Origin of the sequence: Candidatus Palibaumannia cicadellinicola, assembly GCF_001269425.1 — a bacterium.
In the GTDB taxonomy this organism is placed as follows: domain Bacteria; phylum Pseudomonadota; class Gammaproteobacteria; order Enterobacterales; family Enterobacteriaceae; genus Baumannia; species Baumannia cicadellinicola_A.
In genome coordinates this window covers 51,135-71,084 of record NZ_CP011787.1, presented here as the reverse complement: position 1 = coordinate 71,084, position 19,950 = coordinate 51,135, and the positions used below count along the sequence as shown (strand labels likewise).

The 19,950-nt window shown below is 30.5% G+C and carries 14 protein-coding genes and 2 pseudogenes; 6 read left to right on the top strand and 10 right to left on the bottom strand.

The genetic code is table 11. The features are described 5' to 3' along the window. Window positions 1–92 precede the first annotated feature (92 nt). Both purN and purM read right to left on the bottom strand, forming a co-directional pair. On the bottom strand, window positions 93–734 hold the full coding sequence (gene purN / locus AB162_RS00280; RefSeq protein WP_053096488.1) for a phosphoribosylglycinamide formyltransferase: 642 nt from the start codon (window positions 732–734) through the stop codon (window positions 93–95). A gap of 2 nt (window positions 735–736) precedes the next feature. Beyond that, window positions 737–1,783 carry a phosphoribosylformylglycinamidine cyclo-ligase gene (gene purM / locus AB162_RS00275; RefSeq protein ID WP_053097352.1) on the bottom strand — a complete coding sequence of 349 codons (1,047 nt, stop codon included), beginning with the start codon at window positions 1,781–1,783 and terminating at the stop codon, window positions 737–739. 277 nt (window positions 1,784–2,060) lie between these two features. Between purM and AB162_RS00270 the strand changes: the two genes are divergently transcribed. Both AB162_RS00270 and purC read left to right on the top strand, forming a co-directional pair. Beyond that, entirely contained in the window at window positions 2,061–2,444 is a 384-nt protein-coding gene (locus tag AB162_RS00270; RefSeq protein ID WP_053096486.1) for a hypothetical protein, read from the top strand. Window positions 2,445–2,575: 131 nt separating this feature from the next. Then, window positions 2,576–3,289, top strand: coding sequence for a phosphoribosylaminoimidazolesuccinocarboxamide synthase (gene purC / locus AB162_RS00265; protein WP_053096484.1), 714 nt, complete (start codon window positions 2,576–2,578; stop codon window positions 3,287–3,289). 928 nt (window positions 3,290–4,217) lie between these two features. Here purC and ptsI read toward each other — a convergent pair. Both ptsI and ptsH read right to left on the bottom strand, forming a co-directional pair. Further along, window positions 4,218–5,958 (bottom strand): annotated as a pseudogene (gene ptsI / locus AB162_RS00250) (phosphoenolpyruvate-protein phosphotransferase PtsI). A 55-nt stretch (window positions 5,959–6,013) separates the two neighbouring features. Further along, window positions 6,014–6,271, bottom strand: a complete 258-nt coding sequence (gene ptsH / locus AB162_RS00240; RefSeq protein ID WP_053096477.1) for a phosphocarrier protein Hpr — start codon at window positions 6,269–6,271, stop codon at window positions 6,014–6,016. Between the two features lie 1,104 nt (window positions 6,272–7,375). Between ptsH and ligA the strand changes: the two genes are divergently transcribed. Further along, window positions 7,376–9,133, top strand: coding sequence for an NAD-dependent DNA ligase LigA (gene ligA / locus AB162_RS00235; protein WP_053096475.1), 1,758 nt, complete (start codon window positions 7,376–7,378; stop codon window positions 9,131–9,133). Between the two features lie 153 nt (window positions 9,134–9,286). On the opposite strand, the gene AB162_RS00230 is transcribed toward ligA, so the two are convergent. Further along, entirely contained in the window at window positions 9,287–10,447 is a 1,161-nt protein-coding gene (locus tag AB162_RS00230) for an FAD-dependent oxidoreductase (RefSeq protein WP_260080590.1), read from the bottom strand. Between the two features lie 93 nt (window positions 10,448–10,540). Between AB162_RS00230 and miaB the strand changes: the two genes are divergently transcribed. Both miaB and ybeY read left to right on the top strand, forming a co-directional pair. Beyond that, window positions 10,541–11,902 (top strand): tRNA (N6-isopentenyl adenosine(37)-C2)-methylthiotransferase MiaB, encoded by a 1,362-nt coding sequence (gene miaB / locus AB162_RS00225; RefSeq protein ID WP_053097350.1) that lies wholly within the window; start codon window positions 10,541–10,543, stop codon window positions 11,900–11,902. Between the two features lie 64 nt (window positions 11,903–11,966). After that, complete coding sequence (gene ybeY, locus AB162_RS00220) at window positions 11,967–12,452, top strand: rRNA maturation RNase YbeY (protein WP_053096473.1); 486 nt, start codon at window positions 11,967–11,969, stop codon at window positions 12,450–12,452. Window positions 12,453–13,169: 717 nt separating this feature from the next. Here ybeY and fre read toward each other — a convergent pair. The 5 genes and pseudogenes from fre to tusA form a co-directional block, all read right to left on the bottom strand. Further along, window positions 13,170–13,874, bottom strand: coding sequence for an NAD(P)H-flavin reductase (gene fre, locus AB162_RS00215; RefSeq protein WP_053096471.1), 705 nt, complete (start codon window positions 13,872–13,874; stop codon window positions 13,170–13,172). 83 nt (window positions 13,875–13,957) lie between these two features. Further along, window positions 13,958–15,427, bottom strand: coding sequence for a 4-hydroxy-3-polyprenylbenzoate decarboxylase (gene ubiD, locus AB162_RS00210; RefSeq protein ID WP_053096469.1), 1,470 nt, complete (start codon window positions 15,425–15,427; stop codon window positions 13,958–13,960). 62 nt (window positions 15,428–15,489) lie between these two features. Continuing rightward, window positions 15,490–16,353: an RNA polymerase sigma factor RpoH gene (rpoH, locus tag AB162_RS00205; protein WP_053096467.1), complete on the bottom strand. Its 864-nt coding sequence runs from the start codon at window positions 16,351–16,353 to the stop codon at window positions 15,490–15,492. A gap of 403 nt (window positions 16,354–16,756) precedes the next feature. Further along, a pseudogene (gene ftsY / locus AB162_RS00200) lies at window positions 16,757–17,791 on the bottom strand (signal recognition particle-docking protein FtsY); the annotation flags it as partial. A 155-nt stretch (window positions 17,792–17,946) separates the two neighbouring features. Then, a complete protein-coding gene (gene tusA / locus AB162_RS00195) occupies window positions 17,947–18,204 on the bottom strand; it encodes a sulfurtransferase TusA (protein ID WP_053096463.1) in 258 nt (85 codons plus the stop codon). 251 nt (window positions 18,205–18,455) lie between these two features. On the opposite strand from tusA, the gene pitA reads away from it, so the two are divergent. After that, window positions 18,456–19,937 (top strand): inorganic phosphate transporter PitA, encoded by a 1,482-nt coding sequence (pitA, locus tag AB162_RS00190; RefSeq protein WP_053096461.1) that lies wholly within the window; start codon window positions 18,456–18,458, stop codon window positions 19,935–19,937. Window positions 19,938–19,950: the final 13 nt, after the last annotated feature.

Here is a 19,950-nt window from a genome sequence, read left to right as displayed (position 1 = left end):
ATATAAGAAAAAATTATAATTTTTATAAATACTAAAAAGCATTTTTTTATTTATTATGTAGCAAATATCTATTTAAATAGAATATTGGATGATTATATATCTATACAATAACCTTCAGGTGGTAGTTTAATACCATCTAACCATACTGCATTATCACTTAGTATTACCCTACCTGATAACACCCATCCTATCACGATAGGATAAATTATGTGTTCCTTATTTTTTACTCTGTGTGCTAAAGTTATTTCATTATCATTAGAAAAAATAGGTACTTTTGCCTGTAATATAAGTGGACCACTATCTAATTGATCTGTTACGAAATGTACTGAAGTTCCATGTATTAAGTCACCATTTTGTAGCGCATTACGGTGAGTATGTAACCCTGGATACAGTGGTAACAACGATGGGTGAATATTTAACAATCTACCGAAGTAGTGTGTAACAAATTCATTTGATAAAATTAGCATATAGCCAGCTAGTACTACTACATCAGGTTTATAGTAATCAATTACAGCTATTAGCGCGCGATCAAATTCTTCACTTCCAGTAAATTGTGTTTTATTTATAGTATGGATATTAATATTCATATTAATTGCATATTTAAGACCATATGCACTAGTGTTATTACTAACTACTGCAGAAATTTCTGCAGATAGCTTTTTCTGATGACATGCTTCTATCAATGCTTTAAGATTACTTCCTTGACCAGAAATTAGCACAACAATTCGTTTCATGATTATATGATCAATACTTTTCTTTGACCTGATGCGTCAGCATCTTGCTGAATATTACCAATTACCCATGCGTTTTCGCCTAGAGTAGATAAAACGCTAAGCGCTTTTTTTTCGTTTTTGTAAGGAACGATGATTATAATACCAACTCCACAATTAAACGTACGATACATTTCATAACTACTAATATTACCAGCTTGTTGTATCCAATGAAATACAGCTGGCCATTGCCAGCTACTTTCATTAATTATTGCAAGTGTGTTAATTGGTAGAACACGTGGTATATTTTCCAAAAAGCCCCCACCAGTAATATGTATTATAGCATTGACCTGAATTTCCTGGATTAAAGATAACAAGGTATTAACATAAATACGCGTAGGAATTAGTAACTGATCTATTAGTAATTTTCCTTCTACCTGAGTAGAGTCAACATTAATCTTATTTAATGATAAAATTTTACGTACTAGCGAATAGCCGTTAGCGTGTAGTCCACTAGATGATAGTGCAAGCATTATATCACCAACTTTTACCGAACTGCCGTCTATTATGTTATTTTTTTCTACTATTCCAACACAAACACCAGCTATATCATAATCTTCGCCATAATATAGACCAGGCATTTCGGCAGTTTCTCCACCTACTAGAGCACAATTAGATTGCCGACAACCTTCAGCGATACTATTGACAACAGATATTGCATTTTCTATATGAAGTTTTCCAGTAGCATAATAATCTAGAAAAAACAAAGGTTCAGCGCCCTGAACTACTACATCATTAACGCACATTGCCACTAAATCTATTCCAATAGTATTGTATTTATTAAAATCAATGGAAAAACGTAGTTTAGTACCAACGCCATCAATACTAGAAACTATAATTGGTTCTTGATATTTTCTTGGCAGAGCGCATAAAGAACCAAATCCACCTAAACTACTTATTACTTCCTTACGTTCGGTTTTTTTTACTATTTTTTTTATATTATCTACTAATTTATTACCTGCATCTATATCTACACCTGCGTCTTTATAGTTTAATAATCTTGTGTTAACCATAGCAAGCTCGATGTTTCCAAAAAACAATATTAAAAAATAAAAAGTTACTTTTAATAATTTTATCTGTACTAGCAATAATTTACTAGTACTTCCAGACTATCTTTATTCATCTAGTTAATAAAATTAGTTTTATATAGTTTTATGTATTAATTTTTAATTAAAAATGATGATTAATTTTAATTAATAGAGTATAAACACTCTATATAATAATTAATTTGTAAACAAATAATAGTTCTCTAAGTAAAGTAGTATTGTTCTAAAAGGAGATAATAATTATATGATTTATGATAAGTTAAAAAACTTTACTATAATAAAATTTATTGGAATATTTAGTCTGGTGATGATTTTTCTATCTGCATGTTGTGCTGACTCTGATTATTACAAACGTCAACAAAAAATCAATTCCAAAAAATCATTTTTTCAATTAGTACCTGTGCCTAAGAATAATTCTGATATAATTTTACCAAAACGTAAAATTGAATACGATATTACTTTGAATAAAAATAAAGTTTCTAACAATATAGAAAACAATAAAGAAAAAAATATAGAAAAAAATAAAGAAAACAATACAGAAAATACTAGTGAAGTAGACATATTACCACCTCATCTACATATGCATCCTGCTTCTTCTATAGAAGAAGATTTTAATACTATATTCTAAAAATTAAGTTTATAAAAACAAGTTAGTTAATTAGTATACATATAACTAAATAAAATAATAACTAATTATGCTAGTTATACAGAACATAATGATTAACATGTATTAATGTTAGGATAGGATACATTCATAAAATGAACAAGTTAGCTGAGTGTTATCGCGGTAAAGCAAAAACAATCTATACTACCGATGATAAGAATTTTGTAATACTAAAATTTCGTGATGACATATCAATACTTGATGGCATGTACATAAAAAAAATTGCTCGTAAAGGAATGATTAATAATCAGTTTAATTACTTTATTATGAATAAATTATCACAATTAGGTATTCCTACCCAGATAGAAAAATTGCTGTCTCATAATGAAACTTTAGTCAAAAAGTTAGATATGATTCCTGTAGAGTTGGTTTTACGTAATAGAGCTGCTGGTTCTATAGTTAAGCGTTTAGGTATAGATAATGGAACAATTTTAGATCCTCCATTATTAGATTTATTTTTTAAAAATGACTCTATGCATGATCCAATGATTAATGATTCATATTGCACTACATTCGGTTGGGTTAGTAAATTAAATTTAGTAACAATGAAAAAACTAACTTACCAAGTTAATAATATTTTAAGTAAATTATTTGATAATGCTGGAATAATTTTAGTAGATTTTAAGCTAGAGTTTGGGTTATATAATAATGCAATTATTATTGGTGATGAGTTTTCTCCAGACGTAAGCAGATTATGGGATAAGACAACATTAAAGAACATGGATAAAGATATTTTACGTAAAAACTTAGGTGGTTTAATTGAAGCATATGAGGAAGTCGCTAACCGTATCGGTGTGAACTTACATTAAAATATAATTTTATTGATAATTGATATATAATTAATTTTTAATAGTATAAAAATACTTTTAATCAGTTGGTACATACGACTTAATAGTTGTAAATAATAAGCACTAACGTACTAGTTAAAATTATTAAATATCAAGTTACTCCAGTGCACCACTTTTGTTCGTAATAAAAGGTTGTCCTAACAGACACCAGTAAATATGGTAATGTAAGCAATATTTGCTGCATAATGCATAATAATAGTATCTATTTTATTACTTATTTCAGTGAATTATGTACTAAAAATAAAATTTACATAATGTTATGTTATACATAATTAATGCTGGTATAAAAATAATGACTAGCATTATCAATATTAATATTAAGAATGTGCATTGTAATAGGTGGAAAAAAGGCATGACATTAAGTTACCACTAAATGTTTTAGTTAGTTGTTGTAATTGTTTCATAAAAATGTGTACTGGATTATCAGTTATTGATAAATCCAGTACATATGTAATTTTAGCTGTTAGTACTCCACTTTTTATATTTTTTAATACATATCCTACTTTTATATTATTATCAGGTTTTACAACTAAACTAGTTGGGATGTTTTAAAAAATTTTTCAGCAGCGTAGATAAACTATCATTACTAGTTTTTGATAGTATGATTAGTAATTCTAAAGTTATACATTTACCGCACAAGGCAAAAAAATATATATTAGTTTTATCAAAAAAAATAAGTTATATTGTTAATTCGAATGCCTGCAGGCGTGATATTATTATGATAGCCTCTGACTATTGACTACGTCAATAACACTGAATTAACAACTTATGTGCTAATTTAAAAACTATACAATAAATATCCTCTTATTAGGTAAGAGGATATTTACTGCGATAATAAAAATTATAATGAATTAACACTTATGATTAAGATGTTTATTTAAAAATATAATTAAGTATTATTATTTATTTCAGTGTTGGATTTAATAAACTGGTTTACTAAATTAAGAACATCTTCTGCAGTAGGTTGAGCTAATGCTAATTCTGCTAATAATTTTGCTTTAATAAAGCTTGTGTTTCTAATAATTTTTTTGATTTTAGGAATAGAAATCGGACTCATACTAAATTCATCTAGTCCCATACCTAATAATAGCAATGTAGCACGTTCATCTCCTGCTAGTTCTCCACACATTCCTGTTAATTTTCCTGCATCATGAGATGCATCGATAACTTGCTTAATTAACTTTAATACAGCCGGAGACATAGGATTATAAAGATGAGAAATTAAATCGTTACCGCGATCTACAGCAAGAGTATACTGAGTTAAGTCGTTTGTTCCAATACTAAAAAAATCTACTTCCTTAGCTAGATGACTAGCTATTACAGCTGCTGCAGGTGTTTCGACCATAACGCCAACTTTGATATTTTCGTCAAAAGCATAATTTTCTTCATATAATTTTTTCTTTATTAGATTTAACTCTAGTTTAAGTGTACGTACTTCTTCAACTGAAATAATCATAGGATACATAATACATAGTTTGCCAAATGCAGATGCTCTAAGAATAGCACGCAGCTGAGTACGCAAAATCTCCTTACGATCAAGACTAATACGGATAGCACGCCACCCTAGAAATGGGTTAGCTTCTTTTGGTAAATGCATATAAGGTAGGTCTTTATCACCACCTATATCTAATGTACGCGCGATAACTGATAAAGTCGGCATAGATTTAACTACATTTTTATATACCTGAAATTGTTCTTCTTCACTTGGTAACAAATCTCGATTCATAAATAAAAATTCTGTACGATAAAGACCGATACCTTCTGCACCATTACGCTCAGCACCTGCTACTTCCCTGACTGTACCAATGTTAGCGCATAATGCTACTTTGTGCCCATCTAGAGTAATTGCTGGAAGATTTTTTAACTTAGCGAGCTCATTTTTCTCAAAAAAATACTTACTTTGTAGTATTTTTAGTTTTTTTAAAGTTACTAAATCTGGATTTATATACAGATAATTATTAATTGCATCAAGAATTAAGTAATCACTATTTTTTACTATTTTTGTAACATTACGAGTACCTACTATGGCAGGTAGTTCTAGTGAACGAGCCATAATAGAGGTATGTGATGTCTTACTACCTATATCTGTGATAAAACCAAGTACTTTATCTAAATTAAGTTGTGCAGTCTCCGATGGCGTAATATCTATAGCGACTAGTATGACTTTTTCGTTAATTTCACTCAAATCAATAATTGGCATACTTAGTATATTACGTAGTAAACGTTTCCCAACATCACGTACGTCGGTTACACGTTCTTTAAGATATTCATCTTCTAATTTCTCTACAGTTTGAGCGTGGGTATTAATTACCGAGTAAACAGCTGCTGCGGCGCTGAATAAATCTTCCTTAATTAATGCTATTATTTCTTTTTCTAATTCTTCGTCTTCTAAGAGTGAAAGATAACCTTCAAAAATAGCTTCCTTTTCTTTACCAAAGGTAATACCTGCTTTATCTTTAATAGCTTCTAACTGTGCTGATGTTTTAGTGCGTCCATCAAAAAAACATTTTACTTCTTGTTCAATTTGATCTTTATTAATTTTTTTTATGATTGATGATAATATCATCTTCCTTTAGTAGTAGCGCTTTTCCAAAAGCAATACCCGGTGATGCTAATATGCCTGAAATCATAACAATACCTTAGTTAGTAATACACTTTAACTAAAAATGACGTTTTTTGTCTGTATTAGACAAGCTCAGCCATTAGTTTTACTAAATGTTCAACTGCTTTTTGTTCATCTTCGCCTGTTGCGCTAATAGTAATTATAGTGCCTTGTGTTAGACCTAGCGTTTGTAATTTAAACAGGCTTTTTGCATTAACGCTTTTATTATTAGAAGTTACAGTAATTTCAGAATTAAAGCATTTAGCTTCTTTTACAAAATTGGTAGCGGGCCTAGTATGTAACCCGTTTGGAGCGGTAATCATCACTTTTTGTTGGTACATTTATTTTATTTTCCAAATTTATTAGAGGATATAGTAACATGTATAGTTATAGTTAATTTTATGCTAGATCAAAACCAGTCTGATAGTAATGACTATTACTAGTATAGTAGTAATAAGAAAATTTCTGAAAACAAAAAGCACCATTATTGGCGCTATTAATGAAGTGAATCTATCTTAAAATATAGCGGTACTTAGGTAACTTTCACAGAAAACAGTTAATCTCACTCACAATAGTATTTTTTTTGGTAATTTAAGTACATTAATAGATAGATAGCTGCGTTAACCGAAAATATCTAAGCTAAGATACCTTATTCTTCGATTCAACGTCGTTCGGTACTTATTGCTTGTTTCTTAGTTATTTTTTCCCTATTTATTATATTTATATTTGAAGTTGATGTGACATAAATTATGCATTAATACATAAATGTTTTATCGTTAGGATAACTAAAGTAATAGTACCACCTATGCAAAAACCAGCAATACAAATATATACGTACTTACTTAATTGAATACGTTTATTACGTAGCGTAGTTAGTCTATTATCATGATTTATGTATGGTATTATGCATAATGATACTGCATAATACTACTAACTCATACGATGCGATACTAAATAAGCATAAGCAATAGCAATAAATGTCTGTATTTAGTAGCACAAATGCGTTTTAAATTTATTTTGCTGCATAATGTTGTTTGCTAAAATACGGCTATTACCCATAATTTTTACACGTAGCAGCAAAGTATTACCTATTAATTTTATGGTAATATAATTTTTTTTAAAATTGACCAATAGTAATTACTATTATTCTAATACATATTAGAGTAATAATTGAATAAAAAGTATACAATGTTATAACTGTGATAAAAGTAAAATTATAGTATATCGATATATTAAAAATAAGTATTAAAAAAATTATTTTTTTTGCGCTATTTATATAGCTATATAAATATTTATTGTAAATATTACTTATATGTAAGTACAGCAATAATTAAGGGTGCTGCTTTTGTTTATATTGATGATTACTATCAGTCATTAAATAGCAATTTAATTCAGCATTAGCAGCTAATATTAGCTGGTGTGGTGTATTTATCGAAAAAAAATATATGGAAAATATAGAACAAAAAATTAAAAAATTACGTGAACAGCTGCGTGATTGGGATTTATTCTATTACGTAGAAAATTTTCCAAAAGTATCTGATGTAGAATATGACGTTGTCATGATGCAACTAAGAGAACTAGAAACACAATATCCTGAGCTAATTACAGCTGACTCTCCTACACAAAGCGTAGGAGGAAAAGTACAAAATAGCTTTAGTAAGGTACGCCACAAAGTTCCTATGCTATCATTAGATCATATATTCGAAGATGATAGTTTATTAGCTTTTGATACAAGAGTACGTGAGAAACTAAAGTATTATGATTCTATTAACTATTGCTGTGAACTGAAACTCGACGGATTAGCGGTAAGTTTACTTTATAAAAATGGTGAGCTAATACTAGCAGCTACTCGTGGTGACGGAACTATAGGTGAGAATGTCACAAAAAATGTACGTACCATACCAACAATTCCGTTACGGTTGAAAGATGATGGTAATATACCAAATTTAATTGAAATTCGCGGCGAAATTGTTATGTCAAAAGCTAATTTTCTGCGGATTAATGAAACTGCAAAAAAAGAAAAAGGTAAAGTTTTTGCTAATCCGCGCAATGCAGCAGCAGGATCTTTGCGGCAAATAGATCCTACTATTACTGCAAATAGATCACTAAATTGTTTTTGTTATGGAGTAGGACTAATAGATAAAGAAACATTACCTACAAGTCATTGGGAACTACTACAACAATTTAAAAAATGGGGCTTACCTGTTAGTAACATTATTTGCCTATGTACAGGTTACAATGAAATTATAAAATTTTATCGCCATATACATAACACTAGGCATTTACTTGATTTTAACATCGACGGGATTGTCATTAAGGTTGATTCTTTATTACAGCAGCAGCAGCTTGGTTTTATAACTCGCGCACCAAGATGGGCTATTGCTTATAAATTACCTGCTAAAGAAAAACTAACCATAGTAAAAAATGTAGAATTTACAGTTAGCCGAAATGGTACAATTACGCCAGTAGCACGTTTAGAACCAGTTTTGTTTTCAGGTACTAGCGTTAGTAACGCTAGTTTGCATAATTTAAATGAAATTAAGCGCCTTGGATTAATGATAGGTGATACGGTAGTGATTCGTCGCGCTGGTCATGTTATACCACAGATTGTTAATATAGTAATGGCACAAAGATATACAAAAAAAACTAGTCCAATAATATTTCCCAAGCTATGTCCAGTATGCGGATCAAAATTAGAGAAAGAAAAAAATACTATTAGTTGTATTGCAGGTTTAGTATGCGATGCGCAACGTAAAGAGAAACTTAAACACTTTATTTCTCGCAAGGCTCTTAATGTTAACGGTATAGGAAATAAAATCATTGATCAACTAGTTGATCGTCAACTAGTACAAACTACTGCTGATTTATTTAGATTAAATCAAGATAAATTAACTAGTTTAGATCGTATAGGGCATAAATCAGCACAAAAATTGCTAGATGCACTAGAGAGTGCGAAAAGGACGACTTTCGCTCGTTTTATTTATGCACTGGGTATTCGTGAAGTTGGAGAAACAAAAGCTGCATATCTAGCAGATTATTATATAAATATTAGTTCTTTGATGGTAGCTGATATTACATCACTAATTAATGTTAAGGATATAGGAATAATTGTTGCTACAAATGTAAGAAATTTTTTTAATCAACAAGATAATATTGCTGTAATTAATGATTTATTAAGCCCACAGATTGGGCTTAAATGGTAATAATTTTTCACGGTTATATAGCAAGACTAAATCATAAAAATTTTAAAAATTAAATTTTATTTAAATTGTTTATTACTATTAATTTATTAAATAAATAAAGTAAGGATAAATAAATTAATAAATTATTTATTTTTTATATACCTAGTACATATTTTAAAATATTTTTTTTATAAAATCTGCGCGTTGCGCTAACATTAGACCAATATTACGCGCTATTTTTAATGGTAAAATATTATTACTGAATGTTTTGTAAAATAAATCCATACCAGTTTGTATCAATAAATTATGACAACGACGTTGTAATTCATAACTACTTAATACATTAAGTTCATACCATGACTTATTTTTTTCTCTAGCGTTTATTAAAACCTCTGCTAATACTTTGGCATCACTTAAGCCAAGATTTACTCCTTGTCCACCTAAAGGATGAATTGTGTGTGCTGCGTCGCCAATAAGTGCTAATCCAGGTCTTACGTAGTCGCTAGCATGACGACGTGTGAATGTAAATGAAGCTATATCATGTAATTTTATTATACCTATACGTCCAGGAAATGATGCCATTACCTCATATGTTAACGACGATAAAGTTAATTTTTGTAGCTGTCTAATCCGCGATAAGCTATCATACCATATTAGAGAGGCCCATTTATTATATAATGGCAAACAAGCTCTGGGTCCAGTAGGTGTAAATATTTGCCATATGCAGTTATTTTGATCTATTTCAATCTCTGCGCTTAGCATCATACAAGATTGTCGATATTCCCAACCACTAACAGCAATCCCTATATTCTGCCTTACCTTAGAATTCGCGCCATCTGCTCCTATCAACAAACGATTTGTCACTTTATTCCCGTTATTAAGTATTAATTTCCAGTAACTGTTATGATATTGCATAGTCTTAATTTCTGCTGGACAACACAATTTAAGCTTATCGCAACTGCATAAAATCTGCCATAACGCTTTTTTTATACGCCAATTCTCAATAATAAAACCAATCTCTGGTAAATTTATTGATGCTGCATTAAATACTACTTCTGATGAATGATCTTCCCATATATATATTTTGCGGTATGGAACACAGAAATAATCTCCTATTTTGTGCCATACTTGTAGTCGACGTAATAAATCTACTGAAGTACAGTTCAGAGCAGATACTATAACATCTGGTTTAGTTTGATTGAAAACTGTATTACAATAATGCTTATCTATTAACATTACAGAAAAATTAGATTTTGCTAGAGTTATGGCTAATGTAGCACCTACAATTCCGCCACCAACAATCACAACATCATAGTACTCTTGAGTATTATTCATATAATTTTTTATTTAAATTTATGGTATAATTATACTAGCAAACTAGCTAGATAGCTTTACTAGTTTTTATTAAAAAATAATATTAATAATATGATGATAAAAAAATTATACATTAAAACCTGTGGCTGTCAGATGAATCATTATGATTCATCTAAAATAGCAGATTTATTAGATAGTACTCATGGTTATAAGTTAACTGATATCGCCGAAGAAGCTGATATTCTATTACTTAATACATGTTCTATACGAGACAAAGTACAAGAAAAAGTATTCCACCAATTAGGTCGTTGGAGAATATTAAAAAATAATAATCCTAATTTAATTATTGTAGTAGGTGGTTGTGTAGCTTCACAGGAAGGGTCTCGTATACTAGATCGTGCTAATTATGTAGATATAATTTTTGGGCCACAGACATTACATCGACTACCTGATATGATAAATAAAGTACGTATTAATCGTAGTCCTGTGATAGATATTAGTTTTCCTGAAATAGAAAAATTTGATCATTTGCCTGAACCACGTGCAAATGGTCCTACCGCCTTTGTTTCAATTATGGAAGGTTGTAATAAATATTGTAGCTTCTGCATAGTCCCTTATACTCGTGGTGATGAAGTTAGCAGACCATGCGAAGATATTTTATTAGAGATCAAAAAACTAGCAGAGCAGAATGTACGTGAAATCCATTTACTAGGACATAATGTAAATGCATATCGAGGTATTAGAAGAAAACAAGGCGGAATATGCACTTTTTCTGAACTAATACGGTTAGTTGCTGCAATTAGTGGCATTGATCGTATACGTTTCACAACAAGCCATCCAATTGAATTTACTGATGATCTAATAGATGTCTATCGAGATACTCCAGAATTAGTGAGCTTTGTTCATCTTCCAGTACAAAGTGGTTCAGACCGTATTTTAAATCTCATGAAACGCGCTTATACAGTAGTAGAGTATAAGTCTATTATTCGTAAACTATATAATGCACGACCTTCTATACAAATAAGTTCTGATTTTATTGTTGGTTTTCCAGGTGAAACACAAGAAGATTTTGATAAAACCATGAATCTTATCTCAGAGATTAATTTCGATATTAGTTTTAGTTTCATATACTCAGCTCGTCCTGGTACACCAGCTGCTAAAATGATTGACTTAGTTAGTAATGAAGAGAAAAAACATAGACTGTATATTTTACAGAAACAAATTAGCCAACAGGTGATGCAGTTTAGTCGTTCTATGCAAGGTACCGTACAACGTATTTTGGTAGAAGGAATTTCACGTAGTAAAGACAACATCATGAACCTATCAGGTCGTACTGAAAATAATAGAGTAGTAAACTTTTTAGGCAAGTTGGATATGATAGGAAAATTCGTTGATGTAGAAATTATTGATGTTTATTCTAACTCATTGCGTGGAGTATTAATCTCTTCTGCAGAAAACAAAATACTATCAGCATAAAAATTTAATATAAGTAGTTAATTGTTAGAAAGTCATTTTCATTAAAGTATAAAAATTAATATTTATGAGTTTAATTATTTTAAATTTACAAATAGCCTGTAATAAGAAAACTTCTTTACCAAGTAAGAAAACTATCATGCGTTGGTTACAAGGATTATTACCGATGATTGTAAATACAACTGAAGTAACAATTCGCCTGGTAGATGAGGTAGAAAGCTATAATTTAAATAATACTTATCGAGGAAAAAATTACCCAACTAATGTACTGTCTTTTCCTTTAATTAATAAGACACTAATTAATCCAAACAAAATAGATCGGTTATTATTAGGTGATATTATTATCTGTCGTCAATTAGTAGAAAGAGAAGCAAAACAACAAAAAAAAAGACTAGAATCATATTGGGCACATATGGTGATTCATGGAGCATTGCATCTGCTAGGATATGATCATACTTTAGAAGTAGATGCTAATAATATGGAGCAACTAGAAACTAAAATAATGCAACAACTTGGCTATTCTGATCCATATTTGTTGGAAAAAAAATTATAATATTTATAATTATATATAAAATAATTTTTATATTTACAGATGCATATCTTACTTTAATTTTTTATTTTATTAAATTTTTATCATAATTAATAATTATTGCGTTATGCGGCAGGCTTTTTTGCTAGATTTTATCTTTGGAGTTAACTTATTTTATACAGATCTATCGTATCAACTTAATTTATATCAGCATGGCTGAATTCAGTGAGATGCCCTGTATAATACAGTAGTAAGTATAGTCAACATAACATATTATTGTGGTGACTACTGGTGCTTTATTATATGTGATTCGCTGGCTTACTTATATCCAAATTATTATAACTACTATCACAATTATTAAATAATACTATGTCTATTTCATATTTAAATATAGGTAAGTAGTAGTATATACAGCAACTATTAAATTTATAATACATTAAAATAACAGTTATGCTATGATATTATACTTAGTAAAAAGGTAATAGATAATTTGAGACATAATTAATATTTTTTTTTACTGACACTTTATAATGATGCCAACTATGTTGGCTATGGTATATGGTAAATCATAATAAGCAGCGCACTGTTGTTGGAACTGAAATAATAATTTTATTGGCAATAATTGCTAAAAATTAAATAACTATTTAAATAGGCATTTGTAAATTTGTTCTTTAACTGAACAAAAAAAATTATCTAAATTATATTAGTAATAGCTATAATAAATATCTTAATTAATATCATTTAAATAAAAGCAAAGGCATCGCTATAAATACGATTTATACTAGCATTACGTTCTTTGCAAAAAAGTTTACGTGCATCATTTGCCATGTCAAAACTACTAGCAATATAAATATCATAATCAGATAAGTTATTATAGTCATTTATCACAGCACTTAATACTGACCCAGTTCTTCCTTGCCATTTTTTGTCAGGTTGTTCTACTATAGGTACTATAGTTAATGTAGAATACTTTTTTGACAATTCTTGTAGTTCATTTAAATTATATAAATGGTATATAGTTTTACCAATCCAGTAAATATATATAACACGATACGGCTGGTACTCTAGTACAGTGAGCATAATAGAACGAGCGTATGAGAATCCTGTACCACAGGCTATTAAAACTATAGGACGTTCAGTATCATCTCGTAACCAAGCTTCTCCCTGCGGAATATCTACTATTATGGTCTTATTATTAATAACATTATCTATTACAGTCATAGCAAATAAATGCTGTTTATAAGCCCCAATATGTAGTTCAATAAAACTAGTTTCCTGAGTAGGTGATGCTAGAGAAAATGGTAGTTTTTTATTAAGTTCATTCATTATCAAAAATAGATATTGACCTGCGCGGAAACTAAAATCTGAATCTGGTATTAAACGGACACGATAAATATTCTTTGTCATTTCATTGAAAGAATGAACCTTACAGGACAATATAGTCATAACTATCCTCTTATTTTTACATAATAAAATTATTAAAATAACTAGCTAAAAATTAAATTAATTTAATTATTAGCTATAAAATATTATTTTATACCAATAGATTCCCATATTGTATCAATGTGCGATAGTACTTTATCGTCTCTCTTAATGGGGACGCCCCATTCACGCTGCGTTTCACCTGGTAACTTATTAGTTGCATCCATACCCATCTTTGATCCTAAACCAGATACTGGGGAAGCAAAATCAAGATAATCTATTGGAGTATTTGCTATAAATACTGTATCCCGCATTGGGTCCATACGAGTAGTTATTGCCCATATAATATCCTTCCAATTACGCGCATCAATATCATCATCACATACAATAATAAATTTAGTATAAAGAAATTGAGGTAAGAAAGACCATATACCCATCATTATTCGCTTAGCATGTCCTGCGTATTTTTTTTTGATGGTCACTACCGCCAAACGGTAAGAACAACCTTCTGGTGGTAGATAAAAGTCAACTATTTCTGGAAACTGTTTTTGTAAAATAGGAATGAATATTTCATTTAACGCGACACTGATTACTGCTGGTTCATCAATTGGACGACCGGTATAAGTAGAATGATAGATAGCATTACGTTGCTGTGTAATATGGGTTATTGTTAAAATAGGGAAAGTATCACTTTCGTTATAGTAACCTGTATGATCACCATATGGTCCTTCAGTGGCTATTTCACCCATTTTTATGTAACCCTCTAGAATTATTTCTGCGCTAGCAGGTACTTTTAAATCACAGGAAATACATTTAACTACTTCGGTATTATAACCACGTATTAGGCCGGCAAATGCATATTCTGACATTGTATCAGGTACTGGAGTAACTGCACTAATAATAGTAGCAGGATCTGCACCTAATGCAACAGCTACCGGAAAATGATTATTACTAGAGTATTTTTTTTTCCATTCTAAAAAATCAATAGCTCCCCCGCGATGAGATAACCAGCGCATAATCACCTTATTATGACTAATTACTTGCTGGCGATAAATACCTAGATTCTGTCTTTCTTTATGCGGACCTCTAGTTACAGTAATACCAAAAGTAATAAGTGGAGCAGCATCACCAGGCCAGCAATGCATTACTGGAATACTATGTATATTAACATCAGTACCTTCCCATACTATCTCCTGGCATGGTGCTGACCGAAGTAACTTAGTAGGCATATGCAGTAACTTGTATAAATTAGGTATTTTTTTAAGTATATCGCTGAACCCTTTAGGTGGCTCTGGTTCTTTAATAAAAGCAATTAATTTACCTAATTCTCTTAGATCAGTGATGTCCTCTTTTCCTATTCCTAACACTATTCTTTCCAGAGTACCGAATAAGTTACATAATACAGGCATGGAATGTCCTTTTGGTTTTTCAAAAATCAATGCAGGTCCATTTGTGCGCATAGTACGGTAAGCTATTTCGGTCATTTCTAAATAAGGATCAACTGGTAAGCTAATACGCTTTAATTTACCTTTTTGTTCTAGCATAGAAATAAACTTACGTAAATTACGGTATGTCATTATTTGCAATATGAATAATAATTTGTGAAGTTTTGATTTGTTTATGTTTATAGTATTATGTATTACATACTGTGTGATTCTATAGCAATACGTATTTTCTTCATTGCATTTTTTTCTAATTGACGTACACGCTCTGCTGATACACAATATTTATTTGCAAGATCTTGTAATGTACTCTTATTATTATCTAACCAACGGGCACGTATTATGTTCTTACTACGTTCATCTAGAGTTTCTAAAGCAATAGAAAGTTTATCTGATGCATGATCATCCCAATTTTTTTCTTCTATACTATCTGCAAAATTAGAAAATTTATCCTGTATATATAGGATGGGTGCCATCAATAGGCCATCTTGACCTTCATCATATAACATAGGATCAAATGTTATATCCTGCGCTGCCATACGTGATTCCATTTCACGAACATCCTTACTAGTAACTCCTAATTCTTTAGCAACCATTTCTACCTCATCTTGATTAAACCAGCCCAAACGCTGTTTAATTTTTCGTAGATTAAAGAATAACCTACGTTGTGCCTTAGTAGTAGCTACCTTAACAATACGCCAGTTACGCAATACATATTCGTGAATTTCTGCTTTAATCCAGTGTACAGCAAAAGAAACAAGGCGAACACCAACTTTAGGATTAAACCTACGAACAGCTTTCATTAAACCGATATTGCCTTCTTGAATTAAGTCAGCTTGAGGTAATCCATAACCAGAATAGTTACGCGCAATATTAACAACAAAGCGGAGGTGAGACAAAATAAGTAACTTAGCTGCTGCTATATCACTTTGATAATACAATTTTTCAGCTAACTCCAGTTCTTCCTCTGCAGTTAGCAGAGGATAAGAATTAGTAGCCTTAACATAGTCTTCTAGATTACCCTTAGTAATTACAGCTAACACTTGCCTATTTTTTATCATTAAATACCTCTCAAAATACCTCTCATAAAACAGTTCATGTGCCATATATTATAAAAAATTATTTACAAATATAGTAGTAATATTGGTAATAATTAACTATCATCCTAGCTAATAATTTACTGGATATTTTATAGAAGTAAGTTATGATAGGCGATTAAACCAATTATCATCCATTAATAATTTTAATAAATTATAAAAATAATATGTCTTATAGTAATAAGTATTGTATAGTTTTTAATAATTCGTACAGTAAGACCAACTAGTGTAAATTAGTTTAATAACTGCAAGCAAAATACTATTATATAGTAAATTTTCCCAAGACCAATTTTGTTAATCAGCTAAAAAAATTAATAAATAATGTTAATTCACTATACTTTGGTAATAATATTTTTAAAACATATTATTAATTATTTAGTTTTTTACTATCTGGAAATATTGCATCAACAAATGTCTGCGCGTTAAATGATCGCAAATCATCAATATCTTCACCAATACCTATGTAGCGAATTGGTATACCAAACATATCGGCAATAGAAAAAATTACACCTCCTTTTGCTGTCCCGTCTAATTTAGTTATAGTTATACCAGTTAGTCTAATAATTTTATTGAATAAATCAATTTGGTTTATAGTATTTTGGCCTATGCTAGCATCGATAGTTAGCATAATCTCATGGGGTGCATTAACATCTAATTTTTTTATCACACGGACTATTTTATTGAGTTCTTCCATCAAAGATATTGAATTTTGCAAACGTCCTGATGTATCTGCGATCAAAATATCAATACCGCGTGATTGAGCCGCCTTAATAGCATCAAAGATAACTGAGGCTGAATCTGCACCAGTATGTTGTTTTATCACTGGTACTTTATTACGATTACCCCAGACTTGTAACTGTTCTATTGCTGCAGCTCTGAAAGTATCACCTGCTGCCAACATAACCTTTTTTGCTTCAGCCTGATATTTTCGCGCTATTTTACCAATTGTAGTTGTTTTTCCTACCCCGTTTACGCCAACCATTAATATTATAAATGGTTTGTGGCCATCTATTATCAGCGGTTTATTAACGCAACATAGGATATCAATCATTTTTTCACGTAGTTTGCTATATAGTTCATCAGCGTCTTTTAACTTACATCGATCTACATTTACAATAATATTATCTATAATTTTTTGTGTTGTTTCTACGCCAACATCAGCAATTAAAAGTTGTGTTTCTATTTTAGAATATAATTCCTGATCTATAGTTTTTCCACGAAATAATTCAATCAATCCATATCCTAAATTATTACGAGTATTTACCAGACTACGTTTCAGCCGTTTAAAAAATCCTTCACTAGTTTGGATGTGATTATTCTTAGATCTTAATCTATCTATTTGAGATAGATCTTTAATATCATTAGTAGAAAATATAGTTTTCTCATGAATGTCATTTTTACTAAAAGATGAAAATAAACCGGTTTTATTTTCTTTTGTCATATAACACTATGCTCCTTAACGTAATATCAATACTTAAAATTTAAGATTATTAGTATAATAAAATTATTTATATTATAATATTTATATAAATAAATATTATTATATATAAAATAATTTTAATTATTTTTACGTAAAAGATAATAGTATGGTAGCTTTTTTGTTACTTGTGCTAATAAAGTATGTTCCATAAAACGACAAAAAGATGGAACATCGCGGATAGTAGATGGATCATCGGTAATCATGAGTAACACATGTCCTTCATACATATTACGTACAGTATTACGTAATATCATTATAGGTTCAGGACAACGTAAACCACGAGTATCAATAATTTTATTCGTATATTTATAGTTAAAGACATCAGATATTAACATTAATAATGTTTCCCCAGTATTAATAAATCTTAATTAACAATACGCAATAAATAAATTTTGTAATATTGTTTAATTTTATCTTTATACAATATTAAATATTATTTATTAACTTATTATATACTACTTAAATAGTAGTTAAATTAATTGATTAATGGCTTTTTTTAAAAAAAAGCCATATTTTTCTTTTCCCTTAGCCTAATTGTCGCTGATAATGCGACCCGTGCATGTCTAAACAATGACACTCCTATCCTATGCTACATTTGTTCGACGGCATGGATTTCCATACCGGTATAATGTTAACTTTTGCATTATTTTTTGTTCTACTTTATGAGGCGATTAATGGTTTTCATGATACCGCCAATGCAGTAGCAACTGTTATTTACACTAGAGCCTTAAGTTATCAATTAGCAGTTCCTATGTCTGGTTTATTCAATTTTTTTGGGGTGATAATGGGTGGTATTAGTGTTGCTTATACCATTGTTCATCTATTACCGATTGATTTACTACTTAATGTGAGTTCTGCACAAGGGTTAGCTATGATTTTTTCTATGCTACTAGCTGCTATTATTTGGAATTTAGGTACTTGGTATTGGGGTTTACCTGCATCTAGTTTCCATACTCTTATTGGGGCCATAATAGGGATCGGCCTCACAAACGCGCTTATTATCGATAGCTCAGTAGTACAAGCACTAAATCTTCCGAAGCTAATTGAAATATTACTCTCATTAGTAATTTCACCTATTGTTGGGTTATTGTTAGCTAGTGCTATGATTTTTATTCTGCGCTACTATTGGAGTAATACTAAAAAGCGCCGGCGTCTTCATATGACTCCAAAAGAAAGAGAACAACAAGATGGAAAACGCAAGCCACCATTATGGACTCGTATTGCGCTAATATTATCTGTGGCAGGAGTAAGTTTTTCACATGGTGCTAATGATGGTCAAAAAGGCATTGGCCTAATTATGTTAGTACTTATAGGTATAGCTCCTGCTAGTTTTGTTGTTAACATGAAAGCCAGTGGTTATGATATTAGTCGTACTCGCGATGCTGTTAATCATTTACAGCAGTATTATAAACAAATAAATGTAAATCATAGTAATTATTCTATTAGTAATAGTGAAATCCCGATGCGGAAATTAAAAAATTTTAACTGTGAGCTTTCGCAATCATTAATACCGATACATCTTGCTTCGCTGTTATTAAGTAATATAAATAGCTACGATCAATTAAGTCCAGAACAGCGCTTAAACATGCGTAGTTTACTCATCTGCCTGTCCGATATAGCTAATCAAGTAGCAATATTACCAGACACGACAAAGACTGATAAAATATTTTTAAACAATCTAAAACGAGATCTACTATCTACGATAGAGTATGCACCGTTATGGATTATTGTGATAGTAGCACTAGCGCTATCACTTGGTACTATGTTTGGTTGGCGAAGAGTAGCTACTACTATCGGAGAAAAAATAGGAAAAAAAGAAATGACTTATGCACAGGGACTTTCGGCACAGATGACAACAGCAGTATTCATCGGAATCGCAAGTTATACCGGTATGCCTGTATCTACTACTCACGTACTTTCTTCGGCAGTTACCGGTACAATGCTAGTTGACGGGGGAGGGGTACAGGGCCAAACAGTAAAACATATTATCATGGCTTGGATTTTTACCTTACCAGTAACTATTATCTTAGCAGGTGGGTTATACTGGCTGACACTGCAATGTATTTAAGTAATTAATATGA